24 protein-coding genes are annotated in these 22,643 nt (G+C 49.0%); 4 read left to right on the top strand and 20 right to left on the bottom strand.

Annotated elements, in window-relative coordinates:
• Positions 1-108: 108 nt before the first annotated feature.
• Positions 109-822 (bottom strand): two-component system response regulator TorR, encoded by a 714-nt coding sequence (torR, locus tag C9I99_RS10070; RefSeq protein ID WP_107348743.1) that lies wholly within the window; start codon positions 820-822, stop codon positions 109-111.
• Between the two features lie 201 nt (positions 823-1,023).
• Between torR and torC the strand changes: the two genes are divergently transcribed.
• The 4 genes from torC to C9I99_RS10050 all read left to right on the top strand — a co-directional run bounded on the left by torC (position 1,024) and on the right by C9I99_RS10050 (position 6,405).
• Positions 1,024-2,190 (top strand): pentaheme c-type cytochrome TorC, encoded by a 1,167-nt coding sequence (gene torC / locus C9I99_RS10065; protein WP_107348742.1) that lies wholly within the window; start codon positions 1,024-1,026, stop codon positions 2,188-2,190.
• A gap of 72 nt (positions 2,191-2,262) precedes the next feature.
• Positions 2,263-4,794, top strand: coding sequence for a trimethylamine-N-oxide reductase TorA (gene torA, locus C9I99_RS10060; protein WP_107348741.1), 2,532 nt, complete (start codon positions 2,263-2,265; stop codon positions 4,792-4,794).
• A gap of 205 nt (positions 4,795-4,999) precedes the next feature.
• Complete coding sequence (torD, locus tag C9I99_RS10055) at positions 5,000-5,653, top strand: molecular chaperone TorD (RefSeq protein WP_107348740.1); 654 nt, start codon at positions 5,000-5,002, stop codon at positions 5,651-5,653.
• Between the two features lie 185 nt (positions 5,654-5,838).
• On the top strand, positions 5,839-6,405 hold the full coding sequence (locus C9I99_RS10050) for a hypothetical protein (protein ID WP_107348739.1): 567 nt from the start codon (positions 5,839-5,841) through the stop codon (positions 6,403-6,405).
• Positions 6,406-6,462: 57 nt separating this feature from the next.
• Here C9I99_RS10050 and C9I99_RS10045 read toward each other — a convergent pair whose 3' ends face one another.
• The 19 genes from C9I99_RS10045 to eutS form a co-directional block, all read right to left on the bottom strand.
• Entirely contained in the window at positions 6,463-6,648 is a 186-nt protein-coding gene (locus C9I99_RS10045) for a hypothetical protein (RefSeq protein ID WP_107348738.1), read from the bottom strand.
• 203 nt (positions 6,649-6,851) lie between these two features.
• Positions 6,852-7,955 carry an ethanolamine utilization protein EutH gene (gene eutH / locus C9I99_RS10040; RefSeq protein ID WP_107348737.1) on the bottom strand — a complete coding sequence of 368 codons (1,104 nt, stop codon included), beginning with the start codon at positions 7,953-7,955 and terminating at the stop codon, positions 6,852-6,854.
• Positions 7,956-8,126: 171 nt separating this feature from the next.
• Positions 8,127-8,675 carry a BMC domain-containing protein gene (locus tag C9I99_RS10035; protein WP_107348736.1) on the bottom strand — a complete coding sequence of 183 codons (549 nt, stop codon included), beginning with the start codon at positions 8,673-8,675 and terminating at the stop codon, positions 8,127-8,129.
• Between the two features lie 37 nt (positions 8,676-8,712).
• Positions 8,713-10,053, bottom strand: coding sequence for a 4Fe-4S dicluster domain-containing protein (locus tag C9I99_RS10030; protein ID WP_107348735.1), 1,341 nt, complete (start codon positions 10,051-10,053; stop codon positions 8,713-8,715).
• Between the two features lie 11 nt (positions 10,054-10,064).
• Positions 10,065-10,721 carry an ethanolamine utilization microcompartment protein EutL gene (eutL, locus tag C9I99_RS10025; protein WP_107348734.1) on the bottom strand — a complete coding sequence of 219 codons (657 nt, stop codon included), beginning with the start codon at positions 10,719-10,721 and terminating at the stop codon, positions 10,065-10,067.
• A 13-nt stretch (positions 10,722-10,734) separates the two neighbouring features.
• Positions 10,735-11,625, bottom strand: a complete 891-nt coding sequence (gene eutC / locus C9I99_RS10020) for an ethanolamine ammonia-lyase subunit EutC (protein WP_107348733.1) — start codon at positions 11,623-11,625, stop codon at positions 10,735-10,737.
• 13 nt (positions 11,626-11,638) lie between these two features.
• Complete coding sequence (locus C9I99_RS10015) at positions 11,639-13,000, bottom strand: ethanolamine ammonia-lyase subunit EutB (RefSeq protein ID WP_107348732.1); 1,362 nt, start codon at positions 12,998-13,000, stop codon at positions 11,639-11,641.
• A 13-nt stretch (positions 13,001-13,013) separates the two neighbouring features.
• Positions 13,014-14,438: an ethanolamine ammonia-lyase reactivating factor EutA gene (locus tag C9I99_RS10010; RefSeq protein WP_107348731.1), complete on the bottom strand. Its 1,425-nt coding sequence runs from the start codon at positions 14,436-14,438 to the stop codon at positions 13,014-13,016.
• Positions 14,438-15,676, bottom strand: a complete 1,239-nt coding sequence (locus C9I99_RS10005; RefSeq protein ID WP_107348730.1) for an iron-containing alcohol dehydrogenase — start codon at positions 15,674-15,676, stop codon at positions 14,438-14,440. Before C9I99_RS10005 ends, C9I99_RS10010 begins: the two co-directional genes overlap by 1 nt.
• A gap of 3 nt (positions 15,677-15,679) precedes the next feature.
• On the bottom strand, positions 15,680-16,516 hold the full coding sequence (eutJ, locus tag C9I99_RS10000) for an ethanolamine utilization protein EutJ (RefSeq protein ID WP_107348729.1): 837 nt from the start codon (positions 16,514-16,516) through the stop codon (positions 15,680-15,682).
• Between the two features lie 2 nt (positions 16,517-16,518).
• Positions 16,519-17,922, bottom strand: coding sequence for an aldehyde dehydrogenase family protein (locus C9I99_RS09995; RefSeq protein WP_107348728.1), 1,404 nt, complete (start codon positions 17,920-17,922; stop codon positions 16,519-16,521).
• A 24-nt stretch (positions 17,923-17,946) separates the two neighbouring features.
• Complete coding sequence (locus C9I99_RS09990) at positions 17,947-18,243, bottom strand: EutN/CcmL family microcompartment protein (RefSeq protein ID WP_107348727.1); 297 nt, start codon at positions 18,241-18,243, stop codon at positions 17,947-17,949.
• A 49-nt stretch (positions 18,244-18,292) separates the two neighbouring features.
• Positions 18,293-18,568 carry an ethanolamine utilization microcompartment protein EutM gene (gene eutM / locus C9I99_RS09985; protein WP_107348726.1) on the bottom strand — a complete coding sequence of 92 codons (276 nt, stop codon included), beginning with the start codon at positions 18,566-18,568 and terminating at the stop codon, positions 18,293-18,295.
• Positions 18,569-18,583: 15 nt separating this feature from the next.
• Complete coding sequence (gene eutM, locus C9I99_RS09980) at positions 18,584-18,904, bottom strand: ethanolamine utilization microcompartment protein EutM (RefSeq protein ID WP_107348725.1); 321 nt, start codon at positions 18,902-18,904, stop codon at positions 18,584-18,586.
• Positions 18,905-18,935: 31 nt separating this feature from the next.
• Positions 18,936-19,913 (bottom strand): phosphate acetyltransferase, encoded by a 978-nt coding sequence (gene pta / locus C9I99_RS09975; protein ID WP_107348724.1) that lies wholly within the window; start codon positions 19,911-19,913, stop codon positions 18,936-18,938.
• The gene (eutT, locus tag C9I99_RS09970) at positions 19,900-20,736 is read right to left on the bottom strand and encodes an ethanolamine utilization cob(I)yrinic acid a,c-diamide adenosyltransferase EutT (RefSeq protein WP_107348723.1); all 837 of its coding nucleotides are present in this window, start codon (positions 20,734-20,736) and stop codon (positions 19,900-19,902) included. Before eutT ends, pta begins: the two co-directional genes overlap by 14 nt.
• A gap of 2 nt (positions 20,737-20,738) precedes the next feature.
• Positions 20,739-21,464 (bottom strand): ethanolamine utilization acetate kinase EutQ, encoded by a 726-nt coding sequence (gene eutQ / locus C9I99_RS09965; protein WP_107348722.1) that lies wholly within the window; start codon positions 21,462-21,464, stop codon positions 20,739-20,741.
• A 28-nt stretch (positions 21,465-21,492) separates the two neighbouring features.
• Positions 21,493-21,963 (bottom strand): EutP/PduV family microcompartment system protein, encoded by a 471-nt coding sequence (locus tag C9I99_RS09960; RefSeq protein ID WP_107348721.1) that lies wholly within the window; start codon positions 21,961-21,963, stop codon positions 21,493-21,495.
• A 1-nt stretch (position 21,964) separates the two neighbouring features.
• Positions 21,965-22,315, bottom strand: coding sequence for an ethanolamine utilization microcompartment protein EutS (gene eutS / locus C9I99_RS09955; protein ID WP_107348720.1), 351 nt, complete (start codon positions 22,313-22,315; stop codon positions 21,965-21,967).
• Positions 22,316-22,643: the final 328 nt, after the last annotated feature.

The following is a 22,643-nucleotide window of genomic DNA, read 5'->3' as shown; positions in this document are numbered from 1 at the left end:
GATCAACATAATTGCCGATAGAATCACACGAAAAAGGCCGATACCCTATGGATACCGGCCTAGTTATTACAAAATATTTCAGCGAGTCAGTAGTGCGTTGACGGGTAATTAGTCACCCGCGAACATGTAACCTTCGCCGTGTACCGTCACAAATATCTGTGGGTTTTTCGGATCAATTTCCATCTTCGAACGCATACGGCGAATGAGGACATCGATGGTGCGATCGTTCGGCGCTTCAACACGGTGGCTTAGCATATTCAAGATACGTTCACGACTTAACACCACATTAGGATGTGAAGAAAATGCCACCAACAACTCATATTCGGCCTTGGTCAGTTTTACCGGAACCCCGTTATGAGTAAGCGCACGTTTGTTGATATCAAACTGCCAATCACCAAAGCGAATAATGCTATCTTCCTGCATCTCAACAATGGTTTCATCACGTGCTTTTTCGACCAGAGAGATACGCCACAGCAGGTTTTTCACGCGTACCAGTAGCTCGCGAAGTTCGAATGGTTTAGTGACATAATCATCGGCACCCATTTCTAATCCGACGATACGATCAATACTGTCTGTACGTCCTGTCACCAAGATAATACCGACTTCAGAGCGGCTTCTGAGCTCGCGTGTTAGCATCAAGCCATCTTCACCCGGAAGGTTAATATCGAGCATGACCAAGTCGATTCTTTCACTGGCCATAACCTCACGCATCTGCGCGCCACTTTCGGCCTGACTAACTTTATATCCCTCGTTTTCAAAGTACCCAACCAATTTGGTACGGGTAACAATTTCATCCTCTACTACAAGTACGTGATGACTCATTTCTTTCTCTTTATGTCTTATTTACTGTTCTATAAAACGTTAGCACAGGAAGCGGCTATTCACAATTTGTCATAATCAAGCAAATCCTGTTCACCGCCGCCATTAACCTTATTCACATCGTGGAATTAAGATTACCCCATAAAAATTTAAACGTCACCGTAGTTTACGGCAGGCATTCATTCTAAATTGGAATATTCCACTATGAAAAAACTTTGGCAAATGTTAACTAAGCCTAGCAGCAAGTATTCGATTCTTGCGCTGGTCTTGGTTGGTATTGGTATTACCTTGGCGGGCGTTTTGACCGTACACAAGAGTTTTGAATTCGCTTCTACAACTGAATTCTGTACGTCTTGCCATACAATGGAACAGAACTACGAAGAGTACAAACAAAGCATTCACTTTAAAAATGCCTCAGGTGTTCGTGCCGAGTGTGTAGACTGTCACCAGCCAAAAGATTTGCCAGGCAAGCTTCAGCGTAAACTTGGCGCATGGAAAGATGTATACAACCACTTCATCACCAAGAAGATTGATACCCCAGAATTGCTGGAAGAACACCGTCTCGAACTGGCAACCGCCGTTTGGGATCGTATGAAGAGCCAGAACTCTAAAACCTGTAAGAGCTGTCACTCTTACGATGCAATGGATCACTCCAAACAGTCTGCTCAAGCTGCGTTTGAAATGAACAAAGCGGCAGCTGAAGACATGAACTGTATCGAGTGTCACAAAGGTATTGCCCACGAACTACCGAACATGGCGGGCGGCTTCCAGAAAGACTTCGAAGAGCTTCAAGCGACGGCTAACACGCAAGGTGCCGTTGCAGAGACCCTTTACTCACTCAGCGAAAAGAGTATTTTTGCCGTTGCTGATGCAAACAGCACCGTATCAGGCAACCTGTTACCAGCCTCTGAAGTTACTGTGCTTGAGCGTGATGGTGACATGATGAAAGTGAAGATTGATGGCTGGCTTGAGAAAGAAGGTCGTGGTCGAGTGCTTACTGAATACATGGGTAAACGTGTATTCAAGGCGACAATTCGTGGTGATGTGAAAGCTTCAGAGCAACTTCTCGAAGAGCAAACAGATGCGACAACCAACATCGTTTGGCAGCACGTTTCTGTTGAAGGCTGGATCACCAAAGATGACATGATTGATGACATCCAACCAATCTGGAACTACGCAGAAGGCATGTACGGCTCTACCTGTACTGCATGCCACGCAGCCCCAGCACCTGGGCATTTTACTGCAAACGGTTGGATCTCAAGCCTGAACGGCATGAGCGCATACTACCGTCTAAGCAAAACTGAAGAGCGTACCCTACTGAAGTACCTTCAGAACCACGGTAGTGACACCGGCGGCGCTGGCGCACATTAATTCCTGTTAGCAGGGGGGGAAGGCATCTTCCCCCTCCCACGCACAAAGAATTCAAATTTAAGGAATTGCTCAATGGCAACTCAAATTCTAAATAAAGGCGTTTCTCGCCGCCGCTTCTTATCTGGCATGGTAGTAGCGAGTGCTGCATCAGTTGTTGGTACTAGCCTACTGGCCCCACGTAGCGCCATGGCTGCAACCGAGACCAAAACAAGCTTCTCTGGTGAAGTGCTCTCTGGCTCCCACTGGGGTGCGTTCCGAGCCAAAGTCGAGAACGGCGTATGGGTTGATACCGTACCATTCGAAAAAGACAAGCACCCAACCACAATGATCGACGGTGTGCGTGAAGTTGTTTACAACCCAGCACGTATTAAGTACCCGATGGTTCGCCTAGACTGGTTGAAGCACGGTTACAAATCAGACACAACCCAGCGTGGTGACAACCGTTTTGTGCGCGTGCCTTGGTCTCAGGCATTGGATTTCTTCTACCATGAGATGGAGCGAGTCCAGAACAACTACGGCCCAAGTGCACTATACGCCGGCCACACGGGTTGGCAGTCAGTTGGCAAACTGCACTCTGCTGGTACCATGATGATGCGTGCCATCGGCCTGCACGGTACATTCCTAGCGAAAATGGGGGATTACTCAACAGGTGCTGCACAGGTGGTTTTGCCATACGTTGCCGGTGCAATGGAAGTTTACGAACAGCAGACTTCTTGGCCGCTAGTGCTTGAGCATTCAGACACCATCGTGATCTGGGGTTCTGACCCGATTAAAAACCTGCAGGTTGGCTGGTTGGTTCCAGATCACAGCCCATATGCTTACTTTGATCAGCTAGCAGAAAAAGTTAAAAACAACGAAATCAAAGTTATCTACGTTGATCCCGTTGTTTCTGACACCCAGAAGTTTGTCGGTGGCGAGCAGGTTAAAGTGAACCCACAAACAGATGTTCCTTTGATGCTGGCGATTGCGCACACGCTATACACAGAGAACCGCTACAACAAAGAGTTCCTGGCTGACTACACCACAGGTTTCGACAAATTCCTGCCATACCTACTTGGTGAGAAAGACGGTGTTGCGAAAACACCAGAATGGGCTGCGAAAATTTGTGGTATTGATGCTGATACCATCCGTGAGCTTGCTCGTCAAATGGCTTCGGGCCGTACCCAGATCATCGGTGGCTGGTGTCTACAGCGTATGCAGCACGGCGAGCAGTACGCGTGGATGCTGGTTGTTGTAGCCGCAATGCTGGGCCAAATTGGTCTGCCAGGTGGTGGTTTCGGCTTTGGCTGGCACTACAACGATGCGGGCTCGGTAACGTCTGCCGGTCCGTTGATGTCTGGCTTTAGTGGTGTTACCGGTGTTGCTCCAATCCACAACGGTTCATACAAAGGTTACTCAAACTTTATTCCTGTTGCGCGTTTTGTTGACTGTATTGAAAACCCAGGTAAGACAATTGAGTGGAATGGCCATTCAGTTAAATTCCCTGAGATGAAAATGGCGATATTCTGTGGTAACAACCCGTTCCACCACCACCAAGATCGTAACAAGATGATCAAAACGTGGCGTAAACTGGAAACGGTTGTTTCTGTAGACCACCAGTGGACAGCTACTTGTCGTTTTGCCGATATCGTTCTACCTGCAACCACAACGCACGAGCGTAACGATATCGAACAATACGGTAACCACTCCAACGCCGGTATCATTGCCCTACCTAAAGTCGTAGAGCCAATGTACGAAGCGAAAGACGATTTCGACATCTTCCGTGAACTGTGTCGCCGCTATGATCGTGAAGAAGCCTTCACCGAAGGCAAGTCACAGATGGAGTGGATTGAGCAGTTCTACAACGGTGCCCGCCTGCAAGGACGTGGTATCGGTGTACGCATGTCTAACTTCAATAAGTTCTGGGAAGAAGAAGGCTTCATCGAGTTCCCTGCTGGTACTGAGTGGGTTCGTCACGAATCATTCCGTAACGAACCGGATCTTGAGCCACTAGGTACTGCAACCGGCCTTATCGAGATCTACTGTAAGACTATCGCCGATATGAACTACGACGACTGTCAGGGCCATCCAATGTGGTTCGAGAAAACTGAGCGTAGCCACGGTGGTCCTCGTTCAGATAAATTCCCGCTGAACATGCAAAGTACTCACCCGAAACACCGCCTGCACTCGCAGCTGTGTTCTTCTACTGAGCACCGTGCAACATATGCGGTTGCTGACCGTGAACCGGTTTACATCAGTACGGAAGACGCAAAAGCACGTGGCATCAAGTCAGGTGATATCGTACGCGTATTCAACGACCGTGGTGAAGTTCTTGCTGGCGCAGTGGTATCTGATGACTACATGTCTGGCGTTTGTCGTATCCACGAAGGTGCATGGTACAGCCCACTTGAAGGTGGCAAACCAGGTACTATCTGTACTTACGGTGATCCAAACGTACTGACTCAGGATATCGGTTCATCAAAACTGGCTCAGGCAACTATCGCATCCTCTGCACAGGTAGAGATCGAGAAGTACACGGGGACGGTTCCAGCCGTTACCGGTTTCCACGGCCCAACAGCCGTTACTGACATTAACCCACTCTTCCCAGCAATGGATCTAGAATAAGTTAGTGTCCCGGGCGGTATACTACCCTGCGTGCAGGACGGTATACCGCCCGACTCGGAGGCTTCGGCCTCTGAGTATTTTTTTACTTTTATAACAGTGTGTTTAAAGAACCTATTCACGTATAATAAATGCATAATTTATTCTATTTGAATATGTTTTCTATACGGCGAAACTAGCTAGCCGTATGCCTTGATTTGGAGTGATCATGAAAGAGTTTATTGCTTTCAACGAACAGCGCGCAGAGATTTATTGGTGGATGTCATCCCTTTTCGCTCGTGAGCTAACCGAGCAGGACATCGAACAGTACCGTGGTGGCGACATGGTCACTTTCTTGTCAGGTTTGGCCATGACCCCAGAGCTTAAGCAGCCGGTAGAAGCCTTCCGCGAAGCCGTAAAGCGACTGGAGAGCCGTGAAGATGCCCAGCTAGAGCTTGCCGCTGACTTCTGTGGCCTGTTCCTTAGCACACCCAAATCGGGTGCCCTGCCTTATGCCTCTATGTATGTAGGCAAAAGTGGCCTGATGAACGACAAGCCGGCACAAGATATGAATAAGCTGATGGAAGAGTACGGCATTGCCCAGCGCAAAGAGTTCAATGAACCAGCCGATCATCTTGCTGTCGAGCTCGACTTCATGGGTAACCTAATCATCATGGCCAACCAGCAAGGTTCAGAAGAACAAGCCGAGCCGGTCATGCAAGCTCAACTCAACTTTATCAATACCATGCTACTCAATTGGCTGCCGGCATTCAGTGCAGAAGCGAAACAGCGCGATAAGTTCGGCTTCTATGCCGCTGCCGCCGCAGTTCTCGTTGCTTTCTGCCAGTTGGACACCCAATTCCTTAAGGGCGAAGAACACTAACCCTGACTGGCATCAGCCAGCAATTAAAAACACTATCTCAAGTTTATTGCCGGCACATGGATTGCCGGCTTTTTTATGCTTGTTCAGTCTTTATCCAGCATACATGACACAATACTGACATTCCGCTTGCAGCGCTTTTATACATTGCAGTCATAGCGATGATAACCCTCTATAAAGGTTAATTTATGCAAAACAGCAAAACGTATACCCAGCAACAACCGAATTCAGTATTGAACCTATTAAAATACGCTCTACCACTGATGCTTGTGACTATGTTCGCCTTCAGCCCTGCATCCAAGGCCAGTGACGTAGCAACAGATACCGTTGCCAATCAAAAAGAAGCAACGTATCGTATCAATGCGATCCAGCGCGACTTAACAAGTATCCGCCAGCAGACACTGCAATCTAACCCTGGGCTTGTTGAACAAGCAAAAGCATTCGAAGCTGCATATCAAGAAAAAGCTAAAGAAGTTGGCTATAACCCCGACGAGTTCATCAGCCAAGCGCAAGAGATTCAAAACAAAGTTCGTAATGCTGAAACCAGCGAAGAAGAGCGTGAAGCATTGATCAAGGAATTTGCCGCTGCTAAACGTCAACTGGCAGAACAACGCGAAAGCATTCTTTCTGACGCGACCTTGATGGCTATGCAGGAAAAACTTCAAGCCGATACGTTTGCCGCAATGAAGACGAGTAATCCTGAAACTGAAAACCTGATGAAAGAGCTCAATACCCTGCTTGAATCTCTTCAGTAAGCCGCAAACTTGCAGCATCCCCCTAAAAAATACCGCAGCCATTCGCTGCGGTACTTTTCAATGGCCATCCTCATAGTCACTCATATTTATGCCCATCTCTTCTGCGACTTCGACCCAGTAAGGTTCTGCCTCGCAGACACAAGTATCACACCAATCCGCGATACCTTCATGCATACTCAATGATCTTTTATGGATTTGATTGCCCTGCCCTACGTTATCCTGCTTTACATGATTAGTCGCCATAACGCCTCCTTGAAAGCCTTCATCTGCAACAAATTAACAGTGCTAAAGCCACGTTCCAACCGGGTAACACCCGCCTGTTTAAGTATAGAAGTTATGCACACTCGCCTAATTGGCCAAATAAAAAAGAGGCAGCATCTCTGCTGCCCCTCAAACATATTGATGATTAGAAGTACGAAGTTCTAAGCGGTACGAAAATCTATAAACTATGGCTGATTTGCTGGAACCATATCTGGTTCATCCGTCATGTTACGAGTCACGTATACCGCAAGTATTAAGGCACTTAAACCACCCACTAGTTTGCCAGCCACTACCGCCGAAATCATGTCGCTGTTTACCGCCGCGGTGAAGCCAAGGTGATCACCAAAGACAAACGAACCACACACCGCAAAGGCAACATTAATAACCTTACCGCGGTTATCCATATCTTTGAAAATATTAAACATCGCAATGTTGTTCGCCATTGTCGCCACTAACCCTGCAGCTGCCGTTTCTCCCATCCCCATCGAACTACCAAGTTTGATCAGCGGTTTGTTCAGGTGCTTAGTAATAAAGTGTACCATCGGGAAAGCACCGGCCAATACAATGGCGATAGCACCAACAATTTCGATACCGTCAGAGATAGGTGCCATACCCGGGATCAAAACAACCCCTGTTAATGTTTCTACAACAATCGCAGCCAGTGCAATCGTAATAACAGCAATCACCCCTTTACCAAACACTTCAAAGCCGCGGATCATCGCTTCAGGCTTGAGCCATAGACCAACGGCAATCAAACCGGCCACAATAACGATAGGGACTAAATTCCCCAAGATCATGGCCATATCAAAACCTGCGACCAAACCACCTACAAAACAGCCAACAGGAATGGTGGTCATACCGATTAGCACACCACGGGCCAGATATTTAGTGTCTTCTTTTTGGATAATTCCTAAAGCTACTGGAATAGTAAATACCAATGTTGGCCCCATCATGGCCCCAAGGATCAAACCTGAAAACAAGCCAGCAGCTTCGGTTTCAGCCATACTTTGTGCCAGTGGGTAGCCCCCCATATCGTTAGCCAATAATGTACCGGCAAACATCGCGGGATCGGCACCCAATGCGGTGTAAAGCGGCACCACAACCGGACTCAGTAAGTTAGCTAAAACCGGAGCCAAACTCACGACCCCGACCATTGCTAATGCAAGTGCCCCCATTGCCATGAAGCCTTCATCAAATTGCTGTCCGTAGCCCCAACGGTTGCCGAGTACTTTATCTACTGCACCCAACACCATAAAGCCCACCATAATGTATAGAATAATGTCATTCATGATGTACCTTCCTTTTCCCAAATAATGATTTTCATCAGTTGCACGTGATGGCTACTTTTTCCAAGGTGTAAGAAGCCCGCCCTATGCAACTGCATACGGCTAAAAAGTGAAACGTGTTAAATCGTATTGCTCGCCTTGTTAGGCGCTAATGTTTGGTAATTATTCGCTGGGTTATATTTTTCCTTCTAAAATTTCTTTGCGTGGCTGTGCAATCACTACCTTATCGACCAACACACCTTTGTCCCTAATTCTGTCGGCTGCAGCGTCTACCGCAGCTTGTACAGCAGCCACATCACCGGTTAGAGTGACAAAACCTTTACCACCAATGGCCATTGCCATATGGACTTCTAGCAATTCAATATTTGCAGCCTTCACTGCTGCATCAGCCGCTTCAACAATTGCAGCAACAGAAAATGTTTCAACAATACCCAGTGCTGAGGTATGTTCGACAACGCGGGTACCCGCAATAGCTGGAAACACATCTGGATGAACATTCGCAATGATCAGATCATCTATCACCTCACCACCGCCAACCCGCAACCCAGTTTCAACCGCGGCATTAATAGCGGCCACATCCCCACTCACCATGACCATAAACTTGCCAGGGCAAATCGTGCGGTTAAATAAAATCTCGACGTTGGCCGCTTTTAGCATGGCATCTGCAACCAAGTAGCCCCGAGCAATAGAGTTGAGTTCAATACAGCCAATTGCATTTACCATTTGTTTTTCCAATCTATTTCTAATTGCATTAAGCCACCTATTCTGTGACTGCCTGATAGTTAATGACGACAGAATCACCTACTGAAGCAACGATACCTGAGATACTGGCATGCACAGCGATACTGAGTCCGCCTTCTGCAGGCTGGCCGATCATCTGTCCTTTAACTACCACATCGCCCTCTTTGACAATGGCTTGAGCAGGCTTTCCAATATGCTGCGCCAACGGAATACAAACCTGTGCAGGCACATATTCACATTCTCGGTAAGTGGCTTTTACCCCCATGTATTGGCTTAACTCCAAACGCTGGGCGAGCCGCTTAGTCGGCACTCCTCGATACTCCCGCAAAGGATGCACCTCGGTTGTTTTTGCTTGCAGCTCCGCTGGCGTTTGCCATTGTTGCTGCTCACGTAACGCCCGCTTGGTAGTGCCACATACCCGGCTCGGATCCAGCCCTTCCGGACACGACCACATCGTACAAAGGTTACACTCGCAGCATGCTTGCGCCGCCAAGGCAAAGCTCTGGTTATTGCCGCCTGAAACCTGAAGCGAACGCATCGCCAAATGCGGTTTAATCGGATAGCCCAGCAAATTCCGCGGGCACATGGATGTACACAAGCTACATTGATCACATGCCGCTTTGCCTATCCGGCGAAGATCGGCTTCACTGCGCAATTTGAAGCGAGCTATTCGTGAACTTTTCGGCAACACCAGCAAACCACTGGAGACTTTCGTAATTGGCTTATCCAAATCCTCCGTCACCGAGCCCATCATCGGGCCACCTTCAACAACGACGCACTCGTCACGGGTCATACCACCAGCAAGTACGATAGCCTCACGGTAAGTCATTCCAATGGGTAACCACGCCGAATACGGTGACGGTACTTCTCCGTGAACGGAAATCATAGTTTCTGTAACTGGCAAGCCATTGGCCGCACGAAACACATTGATAAAGGACTCAATGTTATTAACCATCACCCCGATATCTTTAGGTAACCCGCCAGCAGGAATGCGTTTGCCCGTTGCATGGAAAACCAACTCAACTTCATCACCGGCAGGATAAACGTCTTCCATCAGCAGCAATTCGATATTGGCTGGCAACAATGCGGTCAGTATCGCAATGGTATCGGTATTTTTCTTTTTAATACCAATGATCCCACGGGATGCACCGACCTGCTTCATGGCCAATAACATCCCGCCACACAACTCGTGTCCCCACTGCTGCATCAAGACCTGATCTTTATACAGCAGTGGCTCACATTCAGCGCCATTGGCCAACACCAGCTCAACTTGGCAATCAAGTTTGACGTAGGTCGGAAAGCCAGCGCCCCCCGCACCGACGACGCCGCCTTGTTGAACCAGGTTCAATAACGGTTCCACATCGACCTCGCCTAGTTAGCTATTGGATTGCGAGCAACATCAAGTACGGCAGCCTCAAACGCATCACATGCCGCTCGGCACGCCGCTTGTGAACCGGCTAAATGGCCGCCACCAAAGTTAGTTTCCGACGGCGGCGCAAACAGGTTCACCAACTGAACATCAGCGGCTTTCAGCGCTGCATCCAGGGCGTACATTGCTTCTAACGGAGGAGCAATCAAATAAGCTAGAGCTTCGCCCTGCTCTACCCCGGCTTCGGCGGATAGATAGCTGCCTGTTGATGACACCAAATGGGCAAAAAAAGCAATATCACCATTTTCATCAGCGCACTGGAAAGCGGCTTCGTCTTCGATAAACGCTTTGGCTCGTTCTAGGCCAGCAATGACATCTGCCGGGCAACCACCAGCCAAAATACCGATCACTTCACCGGATGTCGGGCCGGATGAGTGCGCAGCACCGGCATAAAATGAACGGGCATAAACCACATCTACATTTGCCGCTTTGGTTGCTTCATCCAAGGCGCAATAGGTCACGTCATCACAATCAGAGGTGATGATACCTATGCTGTTGTGATGGGGCTGAAGCCCCATTTTTTCCTTGTACACCTGATCGACCGAGGCAATCACACGGGTAGCCAATACTGATGGTTGAATTTTGTCTAAAATTGCCATGCTTCGTTCCTTCTTAGCGCTTCAAGTTAATGCCACTGGCTTTCTGCGCCAGCATGGTTTTTACCAAATCGACGATCACCGCCGCTGCTTCTACTGGTGGTGTCCCCCCTGCGTGAATATTTGATATTACAGTGCGATCCGACTCGACCGTTTTATCTGTTGGCTTATAGATCGCATAACAACTTAAGGATTCTGATTGCCCCAACCCCGGACGCTCTCCAATCAGCAGCAAGTTAACTTCAGCATCAAGCAACATGCCAATTTCATCTTGTGCTTTTACCCTGCCGTATCGCAGGAAGAAAGGTGTGCCCACATCTAATCCAGCATTCTTTAAGCCATTGATGAGTGGCGGAAGAATTTCATCATGGTTGACGGTTACGGCGTCCAAACTCAGACCATCGGATAGCACAACCTGTACCTGTGGCGATTTTTTGCAGTTATCACGGATCAGCATCTTGGCATCATCATTGAGTTTGCGGCCAAGATCCGGGCGGGTTAGATAAACATCTTTATCAGCAGCACAAGACTGCACTTCCAGCAGGTTACGCTCTTGCAACCATGACGATTCGACATTCTTAATCACCGTATCTTTAGAACGTGAGTGATCGGCCAAAAATCGCAGTAAAGCCGTTGTTCTTGGACGAGGGCCGGTACGGCCAGTTCCCACCCGAGCATCCGTTTGTGACATCAAGTCATCAATCACTTTGCTGTCAGCGGCATCACGAATACCGTTCCACTTCTTAAAGCACTTATCACCCAAATCTGGTAATGATTCATTACTGTTATTACTCTGCTGTGTTACCTGAGCATCAACCACCTTGGTTACCGCTGCTGGGCTGACATCTTTTTCACCTAGCTGTGCAAGTACGGTGGCGACAATATCCTGAATCTTCTGTTCGTTCATTCCTAGCTACCCCTTATTTGAAGAAAACTGATGGGTCGCCCGCCTTGCGGGTTAAGCGGCCATTTTCCATGAAGCCCATGGTTTCCATCCACGCTTCAAACTCCGGCGCCGGACGCAATTTCAAAAGCTGCCTCACCGTGGCAGTATCATGGAATGAGGTGGTTTGGTAATTCAGCATGATGTCGTCACCAAGCGGCATACCAATGACAAAGTTAACTCCAGCAGCAGCCAGAAGGGTCACTAGGTTTTCGTTCGAATTCTGATCCGTATCGGCATGGTTGGTGTAGCACGCATCACACCCCATCGGAATGCCCGACAGCTTGCCCATGAAGTGGTCTTCCAGACCAGCCCGGATAATCTGTTGGTGGTTGTAAAGATATTCAGGGCCGATAAACCCGACGACGGTGTTGACCAGGTGTGGGTTATAACGTTGTGCCAATGCATAGCAACGCGCTTCCATGGTCATCTGATCGGCACCATGGTGGGCATCGGCAGAGAGCTCGGATCCCTGCCCGGTCTCAAAATACATCATGTTCTCGCCGGCCAAGTTGCAATATTGCTTACCGACCTCATAGGCTTCGTCAAGCATATCGACACTCACGCCAAACTCCGCCAGACCTTTTTCTGAACCCGCAATACTTTGGAATAGCAAACCACCAGGCGCGCCGCGGCGAACCGCTTCCATCTGGGTACTAATGTGCGCCAAGACACAAGGCTGGGTTGGAATATCCCATTTCGTGATCACATCTTGAATGGCATTTAGCATCTGGGTGGTATTTTCGACGCTATCTGTCACCGGGTTAATACCAATCACCGCATCGCCACAACCATAGGTCAAACCTTCATAGGTTTGTGCCAGAATCGAATTGACGTTATCGCGGGTATCATTTGGCTGTAGACGACAGCTAAAGTGCCCTGGCAAACCGACGGTCGCATTGGCTTTGGTGATAACCGGCATCTGACTGGCGCCATACATCAAGTCACCATTCGAGCACAACTTACCAACGGCTGACACCATTTCTGCGGTCAAACCTTTGCGCAGACGCTGCATGTCTTCGTTACTGACATCACTGAGTACATATTCACGTAGCTCACTCACCGTCCAGTTCTGAATTTTCTCGAACATGGTGCGATTCAAGCTGTCTTGATTAATCCGAGTGATCAAGTCGGTTTCGTAGCTGACAACCGGATTTTCACGCAAATCTTTCAAGGTCATTTCCGACAGCACGTGTTTAGCCGCGACTCGCTCTTGCGCCGTATGCGCCGCAACGCCCGCCAAAATATCGCCCGAGCGAAGATCTGACGCTTTAGCAAGTACATCTTTCACATCCCTGAATTGGTAAGTTTGACCAAACAGGTGGGTTTTTAACTTCATGTAACAACTCCTTTTAAGACGGGAAGGCGAGAGATTTCACAGTTAATGGCACAATCTCCCCGCCGAAGTAACTGTTTCCAATATCGATATAGTCACCCTCATGGGTGATCACTTCGTCAATGACCGTGATAGGCAGAGGATGCAGCTTAGGCTGTAATTCCATCCCCAACGCTTTACCAATATCGTTATGTACAATGACAAATGCCGGATCCTGATGATTGCCGTAGTGCTGGTAAAACTGCGCTAATTCAGCCGCGACATGCTGCACGGTTTGGTAACGTATTGGCATTCCACGATCGAGTGCTATTGCATAGCGGTCACAGCCTATGGCCAGATCCATTCGCTCAGCAGCAATAACAATTTGATTGCATATTTCTGGCTGTGGCTGTTGCCAGTCCACCGCAGGGTGTACCACAGGAATATTTTTAAGTGGCAGTTCGTCAGAATTAAGCCAGATCGTTGAGCCCGATAGTGTCAGTGAATATGCACCGGCACCAATGACCGTGGCGCGTAATGTCTGGTTTGGGCGGCGTATCGGATAATGAGCCAACCTGCCATGGCGCAACAATGACAGCGCAAGCTGAGGGCCAATATCGCCAAAATTATCTATTTGCGCGGGGTTATCCGCATGGTAGTAACACTCTCCGACGCCACCACTTAGAAAAACAGCATCAAGATCTTTATGTTCTGATAAAGCCGATGTTTGCAGCAGCTGTACTGCCAGTGGCGATAACTGCCCCTCCATGACTTCAACAATCAAATCGGCCATCCGGTCAACCATGCGCTTGAGATGATCACCGGTGATCTGACGCGGGTGTAAGGTTTCCCCAAACAAGTCCTGCATCACCGCTAAAGCCGGTTTATGGACATATACCACATCACCGCTGTCATTGAGCTCAACCAAGCGGCCACCGATATTGAGGCAAGCGGTTTCGACAACCCGGCCACAGTCAAACACCACATAATTGGATGTTCCGCCGCCAATATCGATATTCATCACTTTAAGGTGACCGTTAAGGGCCAGTTCCTGGGCGCCACTTCCGCGGCCCGCAATAACCGATTCGAGATTGGGTCCTGCTGTAGCAACCACAAAATCACCTAACCGCTGCGACAAATCCATAATTGCATCACGGGCGTTATGCGCTTTTGCCGTTTCACCGGTAATAATGATCGCGCCGGTTTCAACGCCGTCCGCAAGACCGGCTTGATCAATTTGCTGTTCAATAAATTGCTGTAACCCTGACGCATCAATCGTGCCCTGACGATTAATTGGTGTGAACGTCACCGGGCTCTGATAAGCAATTTCACGCTCAATAAATTCATAGACCGGCACCTGAGAGGCAGGCGCACGGTTAACCACCGTCAGGTTAGAAAAAATCACTTGGGTTGTGGTGGTACCAATATCGATCCCGACACTATGGATAACTTTTCTATCCATCAGCAATATCCTTCCGGCAAGGTGCCGGAAATGACTTGCTGCAATAGTCCTGAGATCTGCGCAGGCCTCACATCTCTTGGGTTGCCCTGCAGGCAGATGTCTTTCATTGCCTGTTCCGCCAACAAAGGAATATCCCGCTTGGCAATATCAACATCAGCAAGTGAGGTCGGCAGCCCCAAGTCCATTACCAGCTGACGCACTGCCAACACCGCCGCCCTGCAGCGCTCGCGCGGGGTCATGGAATCACGCCCGACACCCAGTGCATTGGCCACTTCTGCTAATTCGGCTTCACAGCTAAGGGCATTAAAAGCCATCACATACGGTAGCAAGATGGCATTGGCAACCCCGTGAGCAAGGTGATAGCGAGCCCCGACCTGATGAGAGATAGCGTGGGTCAAACCCAGCCCTGCATTACTGAATGCCAAACCTGCTTTATAGGCTGCGACGGCCATGTCATACCGCTTATCAATATCTTTGCCATAGCCTGCGGCAACGGGTAGTGCTTTACTGATAGCTTCAATCGCATGATAGGCATACGCTTTGGATAGCGGATTGGAAAAGCGAGAAATATACGCCTCTATGGCATGGGTCAGTGCATCGATACCCGTAGCAGCAGTGATCTCAGCAGGCACGCCTAGCATCAGGGTCGGATCGATAAGTGCCATATCTGGCACTAAAGCCGGCCCCTTTACGGGTACCTTGATACCCAACGCCAAATCTTTAATCACGGTAATATCGGTCACTTCTGAACCGGTACCCGCCGTGGTCGGAATCGCTCCCAGCCCGACTCGCCGTGATGCAATACCACCAACTTGATAATCGGTCAGTTTGCCTTGGTAATCACCAATAACGGCAATGGCTTTGGCGGCATCCAACGCCGAGCCACCGCCAACACCTAGCACAAAGTCTGCGCCACAAGCCTTGAGGATGTCGTTACCGCTCTTCAGGCAATCACTATCGGGCTCACCGGTAATATCGGTAAACAGTGTCAAAGAAAGTCCAGATAACTTGATAGCCGCTTCACAGCTTGCCGTTAAGCCAAGCTGGTAGACTTGCTTGTCGGCGACGAGCAGAACATTGGACGCACCAAGCTCTTTAAGCACATCCCCCAGTTGGTTGATGCAGTAGCCGCCTGTTACCGTGACGGCTGGTGAGCGGAAAGTAAAACCACGGTGAGGCCGGTATTGAGTTAGCGTTTGTTGGACAATCGCGGCGACATCGGCTTGTGACACGGTCATCGCTTACTCCTTACCTTCAAGCATCAGGCCATAGCTCGCTATGGCAAGTGGTGTCAGGTACAGGGCGCATGAAAACTCAACGACATTGATTGTTGGAAATGCCTTACGGAAAATATCGCTAAAGCCCGCAATCAAGGTGCCTCCCCCCGTCAAATACATCGCGGTTGGCTGGTGACCAACCAAATGATCACTAACAATGTCAGCCATTTTTTCAATAACAGGCTTGGCCATGGTGGCAATAAGTGGGTCTTCATGGCTGCGGCGCTTGTGTTGTTCTGCTTCATCCATCTCGACCCCAAGTCCACCCGCAATTGTCAAGCTGACATGGCGACCGCCCGATGGCTCGTCGAGGGAGGTGACCAACTCGCCATTGGCTATAATGGCAGTCCCTGTGGTTCCGCCACCGACATCAATCACCGCCCCATCTTGGATTTGCAGTAGCTCAGCAACGCTGCTTGGCTCATCAATCACATGACTCACTAACACCCCGGCGGATTCCACGACATTGATAGAAATCCGAGGATCGGTGCCCGGCGGGTATGATGTAATTGCATGCTCAACATTCACACCCAGCTTCTGCTCAACTTTACGTAACTGCTCCCGCACAATCCGACAAGCACCGACATAATCAACAACGACACCATCTCGCACCACATCGGCCCAATCTAGAAATGCAGCAACAGGTAGTCCGTGACCATCAACCACCACGGTCTGAATGTCTGCTGTACCTAAGTCGATGCCAACATGCCATTGCTGCGGTGCAGAAATCGGGGACTCGTCATTGACCAGTTCATCAATGAGCATCAGGTGTTGGTTAACACGTTCGCGCAAATTAGTCATAGCTATACAATCCTGAATGCATCTACTGCGGTACAACGGCGCTTGCGGGTGAACGTCAACGCATTCGTCACCCCTTCCCCTGTAGGGGTCGAAATCGTCATGGTTGTCCAACCTTCCCCACCAGCACCAATTGCAGCAATCGCAGGTCCATTTTTGGCAAGCAGGCTACAATCCATCTCAAAGGCCATCCGAGTTAGCACATCAATATTTTTTGAATGAATGGCTGCGGTATGGCGATTACCACTTTCAAGCTCTACAGCCCAATCAATTGCCTGATCAACATTCTGGGCCCGGATCAATGGGATAATCGGCATCATCTGTTCAGTTGTAGCAAAGGCGTGCTCTTTATCAGCATCAAAAACCAGCAGACGCGTATCATCAGGGACCTGGATATCAGCGGCAGCGGCAATTTTGGCCGCATCTCGCCCTACCCATTTAGGATCGGCCGATGGATGCTCTCCGGGATATCCCTTGAGTACAACACGCGCGACTGACTCTGCTTGCGCTGGGGTTAATTCAAACGCACCGTGCTGACACATGCAGGCTTTCAGTTCATCGGCTATCGATGCAACCGCAATAATTTCTTTTTCCGTCGCACACACGATGTTGTTATCAAACGATGCGCCTTGCACGATAGAAATTGCGGCACGTTGCAAATCAGCCGTTTCATCCACCACCACAGGCGGATTACCAGGACCTGCTGCAATAAGACGTTTATCCGTAACTTTGCGAGCAGCATCGACAACGGCGTCACCACCAGTCACGACCAGCAGACCGATCCCTGGATAGCAGAACAAGGCTTGAGCATTTTCTAGGGATGGCGTAGCAACCGTGGTACAAATGCTGGCTGGGCCACCCACACTTTCACAAGCCTTATTAACCAGCTGGATTGCATACTGCGACACCTTCTTAGCAGCCGGGTGAGGAGCGAAGACCACCGCATTGCCCGCAGCAATCATACTGATCGCATTATTGATCACCGTACAAGATGGATTCGTACTTGGAGTAACTGAAGCGATGACCCCCCAAGGCGCATTTTCCATCAAGCTCATACCGGCATCACCTGAAACCGCCTGCGGGGCAAGAATTTCAGTTCCGGGAGTACGCTGGGCAACTAACAAGTGTTTGGCGATTTTATCGTCGATACGGCCAAACCCCGTTTCTTCTACTGCCATAGTCGACAGCTCTTTAGCATGCTTTTTGGTCATTCGTCGAATGGCCAAAATCATTTCATCCCGTAAAGCCAACGAATGAATTTTTTTCTGGGCAAGCTTCGCTGCTGCAACAGCGCCATCCAATGTGGGATAGATACCGTAATCACCGACCTCACTACCAGAAGGCGTACTGGAGACATCTAGTTGCATCACTACACGTCTGACAATTTCTTCTATTTGCTGCTGATCCATAATGAACCTACTCCAAGCAACAGGTTAAATTTTCCGATAAAGCTGTTCGCGTGACGCGGTGACTTCATCAATGATCCCCACCACGCAGAGATCAACCGGTGAACCGGTTTGCAAATCGCCGTAAGCCGCTCGGGCCGAACTGCCCGAGACCACCATCACCCACTCGTCTTCGCCCGCGCCAAGCTGATCCATCGCAATATGGAGCTCACCCATGCCACTACCCTGCTTATCGATAAACTCGACCAAGCAGAGCTTATCCATCCGCATGTGTTGACTCCGGACAGTTGCAATAACATGGCCTATGACTCTCGCGATGCGCATACGAATTCCTCATGCTGTTAATCCCTCAGCACATGCCAAGGGAAAGCCATTACTTCACTGTGATCGGAAATACTTTTTCAAGATCTTGATGAGGGCGAGGAATAACGTGGACAGCCACTAGCTCACCCAAACGCTGCGCGACAACAGAGCCTGCATCCGTTGCAGCCTTGCACGACGCAACATCGCCACGGATCAGCGCAGTAACATAACCAGAGCCAATTTGCTGATAACCAACTAACTCAACACGTGCCGCTTTGACCATCGCATCCGATGCCTCGATAAGCGCAGTCAAGCCTTTCGTTTCTAGAATTCCTAATGCGTCCATTTGTCTGCTCCTAAATTATTTGGTTTCACTGCGTGATTTTGTTGTTGCTGGTTTTGCTTCCACTTCGGTAGTGATCGGGAAGATGGCTTCCAAATCGCCGTGAGGACGCGGGATCACATGAACGGCAACCACTTCGCCAAGGCGTTGAGCGGCAGCAGCACCGGCATCTGTTGCCGCTTTGCAAGCCGCCACATCGCCACGTACCATCGCAGAAACGATGCCAGAGCCAATTTGCTTGTAACCCACCAACTGAACGCGAGCTGCCTTGACCATCGCATCAGATGCTTCGATCAATGCAGTCAGTCCTTTGGTTTCAATAATGCCTAACGCTTCCATTAGTTATTCCTCAACATTTGTTTGTTTAAAGTTATCGACACAGACAGGACGCCAATACCGAAATATCTACGATATCGTTCGCACTACAGCCGCGAGATAAATCATGTACAGGTGAAGCCAAGCCTTGCAGCATTGGCCCCAACGCAATATATCCACCTAACCGCTGGGCAACCTTGTAAGCAATATTGCCAGCGTTAAGGGAAGGGAAAATAAACACATTCGCCAGCCCTTCTAGTGGGCTATTTGGCATTTTCTGCGCCGCAACCGCAGGGACAATGGCAGCATCAAACTGCACTTCACCATCGATGATTAAGTCCGGGCAGCGATGGCGAACCATCTCTGTTGCTTCGGTGACTTTGCTTACGACGGGGTGCTCTGCACTACCTTTGGTAGAAAATGACAGCATGGCGACCCGCGGAGTTTGGCCAGTGATACGGGCAAAGTTTGCCGCTGTATCAATAGCGATATCGGCTAACTGCTCTGCCGTCGGCAACGGGATCACTCCCGCATCGGAAAACGCGTGTACGGCTTGGCCATCTGGTGAGAGCATCAGAAAAAAGCTCGATACCGTTTTGGAGTTCGGCGCAATACCAACACCGCGAATAGCCGAACGAATGACATCACCCGTTGTCGATACGTTACCGCCGATACAGATGTCGGCATAACCGTAGGCAACCATCATCATGGCAAAATCCAACGGTTGTTTAAGCCGGCTACCTGCTTCCTCAACAGAAACCGGCTTACGCTGACGAGCCACGTAGCTGGCGACCATTTCATCAAAACACCCAGCCGACTCTGGAGACAGTAAGGTCAAACAAGGTACTGCGATCCCGCTGCGGTGGGCCAAGTCACGTAAACTGAACGGGTTACCTAATAAAATCGGCTCTGCCAGCCCAGCCAATTTCATTTCATTGGCAGCATGGAGCAGGCGTACATCCTCAGCATCGGGAAAAACAATCCGTTTCGGTTGCTTACGACAGGCTGCCCGACAGGTTTCAAGCAACTTCATGGCCCAACTCCTTGAGGATGGCCTGATGGCCTTTTTCACACTGCAATACCAAAATCATCACAACATAGACCGCACTGGACAACCGGTTCAAACCCGCCACAATGTCATTTCGACTCAGCTGCATACAGTCATCGAGATAGACCTGGCTGGCAATCAGCTCAAGCTCGCGAACCAACGCACGTAAATAATTCAGCTGAGCAACCGTGTGGCCATAACATGCATCCGGCAACAAATGGTCATGTCCGAGGTAAACCAATGGCTTATGCGACCAGCGATGTACCTCATCGGCACCGAAAGAGCCAAGGCTCGGCAATGGCAGCGCTTGCTCGGTCACCTCAGCTTGAAGTACTTGCCCTAAATAAGAACGAATATCTGCCATAAAGCCCTTTAGCTGTTCCGGCAGGGCTTCCATCGTGCACTGGGTCACCACACAAAAGCAGATGCAACTATCAAGCTTGCCCCGCAAGGCAATTCTGGGGTGAGTTTTGGGCACCAGCACTTGATCGTTGAGATGGGTCATCAAGGCCGGCTTATCGGCAATATGCGATCCGCACATCACACACGCATTCTCAGGAAGTACATTATTGGTTTTCAATGGGTGTACCTGCTCGGCGGGTTCCTGGGCCTCGCCTTCTCGGCTAGAAAACACCTGTCCGTTGTCACTACGCCACTTCACCGTAATTTGCCGCTCAGTGACCATCTGCTGGGCTGCGGGTGTAAAGCGGGTTCCTACCGGCAAAAAGATCTCACCGCCAACACGTAAACCAACATGCTGACGTAAATAATCTTCAGTGATAAAGGCAGGAGTGGCTTTGCTGTCCATGATTACGCCCACTCAACTGGGTATGTAATGTAGACATAGCGCACATGGGTCGGAGTACCGAACTCCACCGAGCTCCCCTTAGGAATGAAAATGACATCCCCCGGCTTACCAATCGTGGTCCCAGAGGCCGTCTTCACATGAAACTCCCCTTCCAGTACCACGTTGACTTCGTCATAGCATAGGGTCCAAGGGAAAAAAGCATTCTCCCATCCCATGTAGCCGACCCCCATGTTGCTGTTGTCTTGGGCACCAATGACATCGGTTAGACCGATATTCTTACCAGGCGCGCCATCAAACTCACCCAACTGGACCGCGCTGCCTCTTACCAGAACAATGCCATCATCATTGATTTGGCGGGCTGACGGCGGTGCCTGTACACCGAAATCTTTCAGCGCTTTACTGATCAGTTCTTTTATCAACGAACTCTGATCACTGTCCACGCTCGAAAGTTTCGACTCGATCTCAGACTGGATCTTGGCCGCAAGCTGGTTCGAGCATTCAGCGTCGCTTTTCTTTACTTCAGGCAATGCCTGGTTGCTGACTGCATTTACCGCTGGTACCGTAACTTGTTGAGGGCATGGTTCCGCGTCGAGCAGTTCAATCTTCTCGACGTTGGCGACATCGCGCGCTTCCGGTGTAATGATGTACTGCGCTACTGGCACAACCAAATAGCTTTTTTTATTCGCTTTTGCTTTACGTATATCCGCAGCAGAAATTAACTGTTTCATTACCGCTTCCCTTGCAATTAGAATGGTTTCACTCAGCACTTACCGGCTGAAGAGAAAGTAAGTGCTCATAGAGTTGGTCAATCGACGAAGGGTCATAAATCGAGGTGCGAAAATAAGGTCCGGCTATCCCCTGTCCCTTCAATAGGCGTTCAGCCCTATCACAATCGGCATTCTCAGCATCAGCCTTGCTGATCACCGCCACAATATTCTTATTCGGGTACACCCGTAACAAACCGCTCGGCGCACTGACGCGTTTCGCATCGGCTGGCTGCAAAATCACAATGGTTTTTACCGTCGAGATAGTCGACAGCAATGCACCATTCCACGAGCGGTTATCAACAAACTCCCCAGGAGTATCAATAACACTGCCCTGATAAAAAATAGCGGCCTGCGTTTTACCTGTATTTGTGTCTTGATTAAGTATCTTATTAATCAGTGCAGACTTACCTGCATCCACCTCACCAATAAAGGCGATATTCGTTATTTGTTGGTCAGCCATACTATGTCCTAGTTATTTCACAGGTGTTATAAGACAGCGTCCTATTAAGTACAGAGATAACTGTATTTAGTGCTTCATCAACCGATGCAACACTACCTGTAATAACTAGAGCCCCAGAAAACCGGTCAAGAAACCCAATATTTACATTTGCAGATTTAGTTGCAATATCGCCGGCAATAATAGATGTTTCGCCAGGAGTTAGCGTTAAAATGCCTATCGCACCTTTACTTTCGACGCCAACGCGCTCGCACAATTCTTCAGTCGGGTTTGCAACTAAATGAGCAAGCGTCACCTGCTTACCCGGCACAAACTCCTGGATAATCCGTTCCTTACCAGATGAAAGATCTAACATTAGTGGGTACTTAGTATAAAAACACTAAACCAATCTACACCTCTGCGAGGCGCTTTTATGAAACCCCTGTCACACAACTATTTTTTTACTTCTATTAATTATTAAAGTTATCGATAAAACATGACAGCAATCACTTAATCGCTTATTAAAAGACTTTAACTGCACTTAAAAAAAACAATTAAAATAAAATCAGACAACCAAAAAAATTAGTATACTTAACGATAGAGCAACAGAGATTAATGATTCATTTTGAATGTATCTATCAAAATGATAATTAAACATACCCTCTTGTTCGTTTAGATAAATATATCAACACAATTAAAAACAT

It is taken from the genome of Photobacterium lutimaris (genome assembly GCF_003025555.1).
In the GTDB taxonomy this organism is placed as follows: Bacteria; Pseudomonadota; Gammaproteobacteria; order Enterobacterales; family Vibrionaceae; genus Photobacterium; species Photobacterium lutimaris.
Note: the sequence above shows the minus strand (reverse complement) of the source record. Positions and strands in the feature narration are given on the sequence as shown.

What these genes read in the sequence shown, in the direction of transcription:
- eutM (WP_107348725.1), bottom strand. Translation starts at nt 18,904, where the DNA reads ATGGAAGCGTTAGGCATTATTGAAACCAAAGGACTGACTGCATTGATC.
- C9I99_RS10050 (WP_107348739.1), top strand. Translation starts at nt 5,839, where the DNA reads ATGCAAAACAGCAAAACGTATACCCAGCAACAACCGAATTCAGTATTG.
- C9I99_RS10035 (WP_107348736.1), bottom strand. Translation starts at nt 8,675, where the DNA reads ATGGTAAATGCAATTGGCTGTATTGAACTCAACTCTATTGCTCGGGGC.
- C9I99_RS10015 (WP_107348732.1), bottom strand. Translation starts at nt 13,000, where the DNA reads ATGAAGTTAAAAACCCACCTGTTTGGTCAAACTTACCAATTCAGGGAT.
- eutM (WP_107348726.1), bottom strand. Translation starts at nt 18,568, where the DNA reads ATGGACGCATTAGGAATTCTAGAAACGAAAGGCTTGACTGCGCTTATC.
- eutT (WP_107348723.1), bottom strand. Translation starts at nt 20,736, where the DNA reads ATGGACAGCAAAGCCACTCCTGCCTTTATCACTGAAGATTATTTACGT.
- torC (WP_107348742.1), top strand. Translation starts at nt 1,024, where the DNA reads ATGAAAAAACTTTGGCAAATGTTAACTAAGCCTAGCAGCAAGTATTCG.
- eutJ (WP_107348729.1), bottom strand. Translation starts at nt 16,516, where the DNA reads ATGACTAATTTGCGCGAACGTGTTAACCAACACCTGATGCTCATTGAT.
- C9I99_RS10010 (WP_107348731.1), bottom strand. Translation starts at nt 14,438, where the DNA reads ATGGATAGAAAAGTTATCCATAGTGTCGGGATCGATATTGGTACCACC.
- C9I99_RS09995 (WP_107348728.1), bottom strand. Translation starts at nt 17,922, where the DNA reads ATGGATCAGCAGCAAATAGAAGAAATTGTCAGACGTGTAGTGATGCAA.
- C9I99_RS10045 (WP_107348738.1), bottom strand. Translation starts at nt 6,648, where the DNA reads ATGGCGACTAATCATGTAAAGCAGGATAACGTAGGGCAGGGCAATCAA.
- eutL (WP_107348734.1), bottom strand. Translation starts at nt 10,721, where the DNA reads ATGGCAATTTTAGACAAAATTCAACCATCAGTATTGGCTACCCGTGTG.
- torA (WP_107348741.1), top strand. Translation starts at nt 2,263, where the DNA reads ATGGCAACTCAAATTCTAAATAAAGGCGTTTCTCGCCGCCGCTTCTTA.
- eutS (WP_107348720.1), bottom strand. Translation starts at nt 22,315, where the DNA reads ATGTTAGATCTTTCATCTGGTAAGGAACGGATTATCCAGGAGTTTGTG.
- pta (WP_107348724.1), bottom strand. Translation starts at nt 19,913, where the DNA reads ATGAAGTTGCTTGAAACCTGTCGGGCAGCCTGTCGTAAGCAACCGAAA.
- torR (WP_107348743.1), bottom strand. Translation starts at nt 822, where the DNA reads ATGAGTCATCACGTACTTGTAGTAGAGGATGAAATTGTTACCCGTACC.
- C9I99_RS09990 (WP_107348727.1), bottom strand. Translation starts at nt 18,243, where the DNA reads ATGCGCATCGCGAGAGTCATAGGCCATGTTATTGCAACTGTCCGGAGT.
- eutQ (WP_107348722.1), bottom strand. Translation starts at nt 21,464, where the DNA reads ATGAAACAGTTAATTTCTGCTGCGGATATACGTAAAGCAAAAGCGAAT.
- C9I99_RS09960 (WP_107348721.1), bottom strand. Translation starts at nt 21,963, where the DNA reads ATGGCTGACCAACAAATAACGAATATCGCCTTTATTGGTGAGGTGGAT.
- eutC (WP_107348733.1), bottom strand. Translation starts at nt 11,625, where the DNA reads ATGAACGAACAGAAGATTCAGGATATTGTCGCCACCGTACTTGCACAG.
- torD (WP_107348740.1), top strand. Translation starts at nt 5,000, where the DNA reads ATGAAAGAGTTTATTGCTTTCAACGAACAGCGCGCAGAGATTTATTGG.
- C9I99_RS10005 (WP_107348730.1), bottom strand. Translation starts at nt 15,676, where the DNA reads ATGACCGTGTCACAAGCCGATGTCGCCGCGATTGTCCAACAAACGCTA.
- eutH (WP_107348737.1), bottom strand. Translation starts at nt 7,955, where the DNA reads ATGAATGACATTATTCTATACATTATGGTGGGCTTTATGGTGTTGGGT.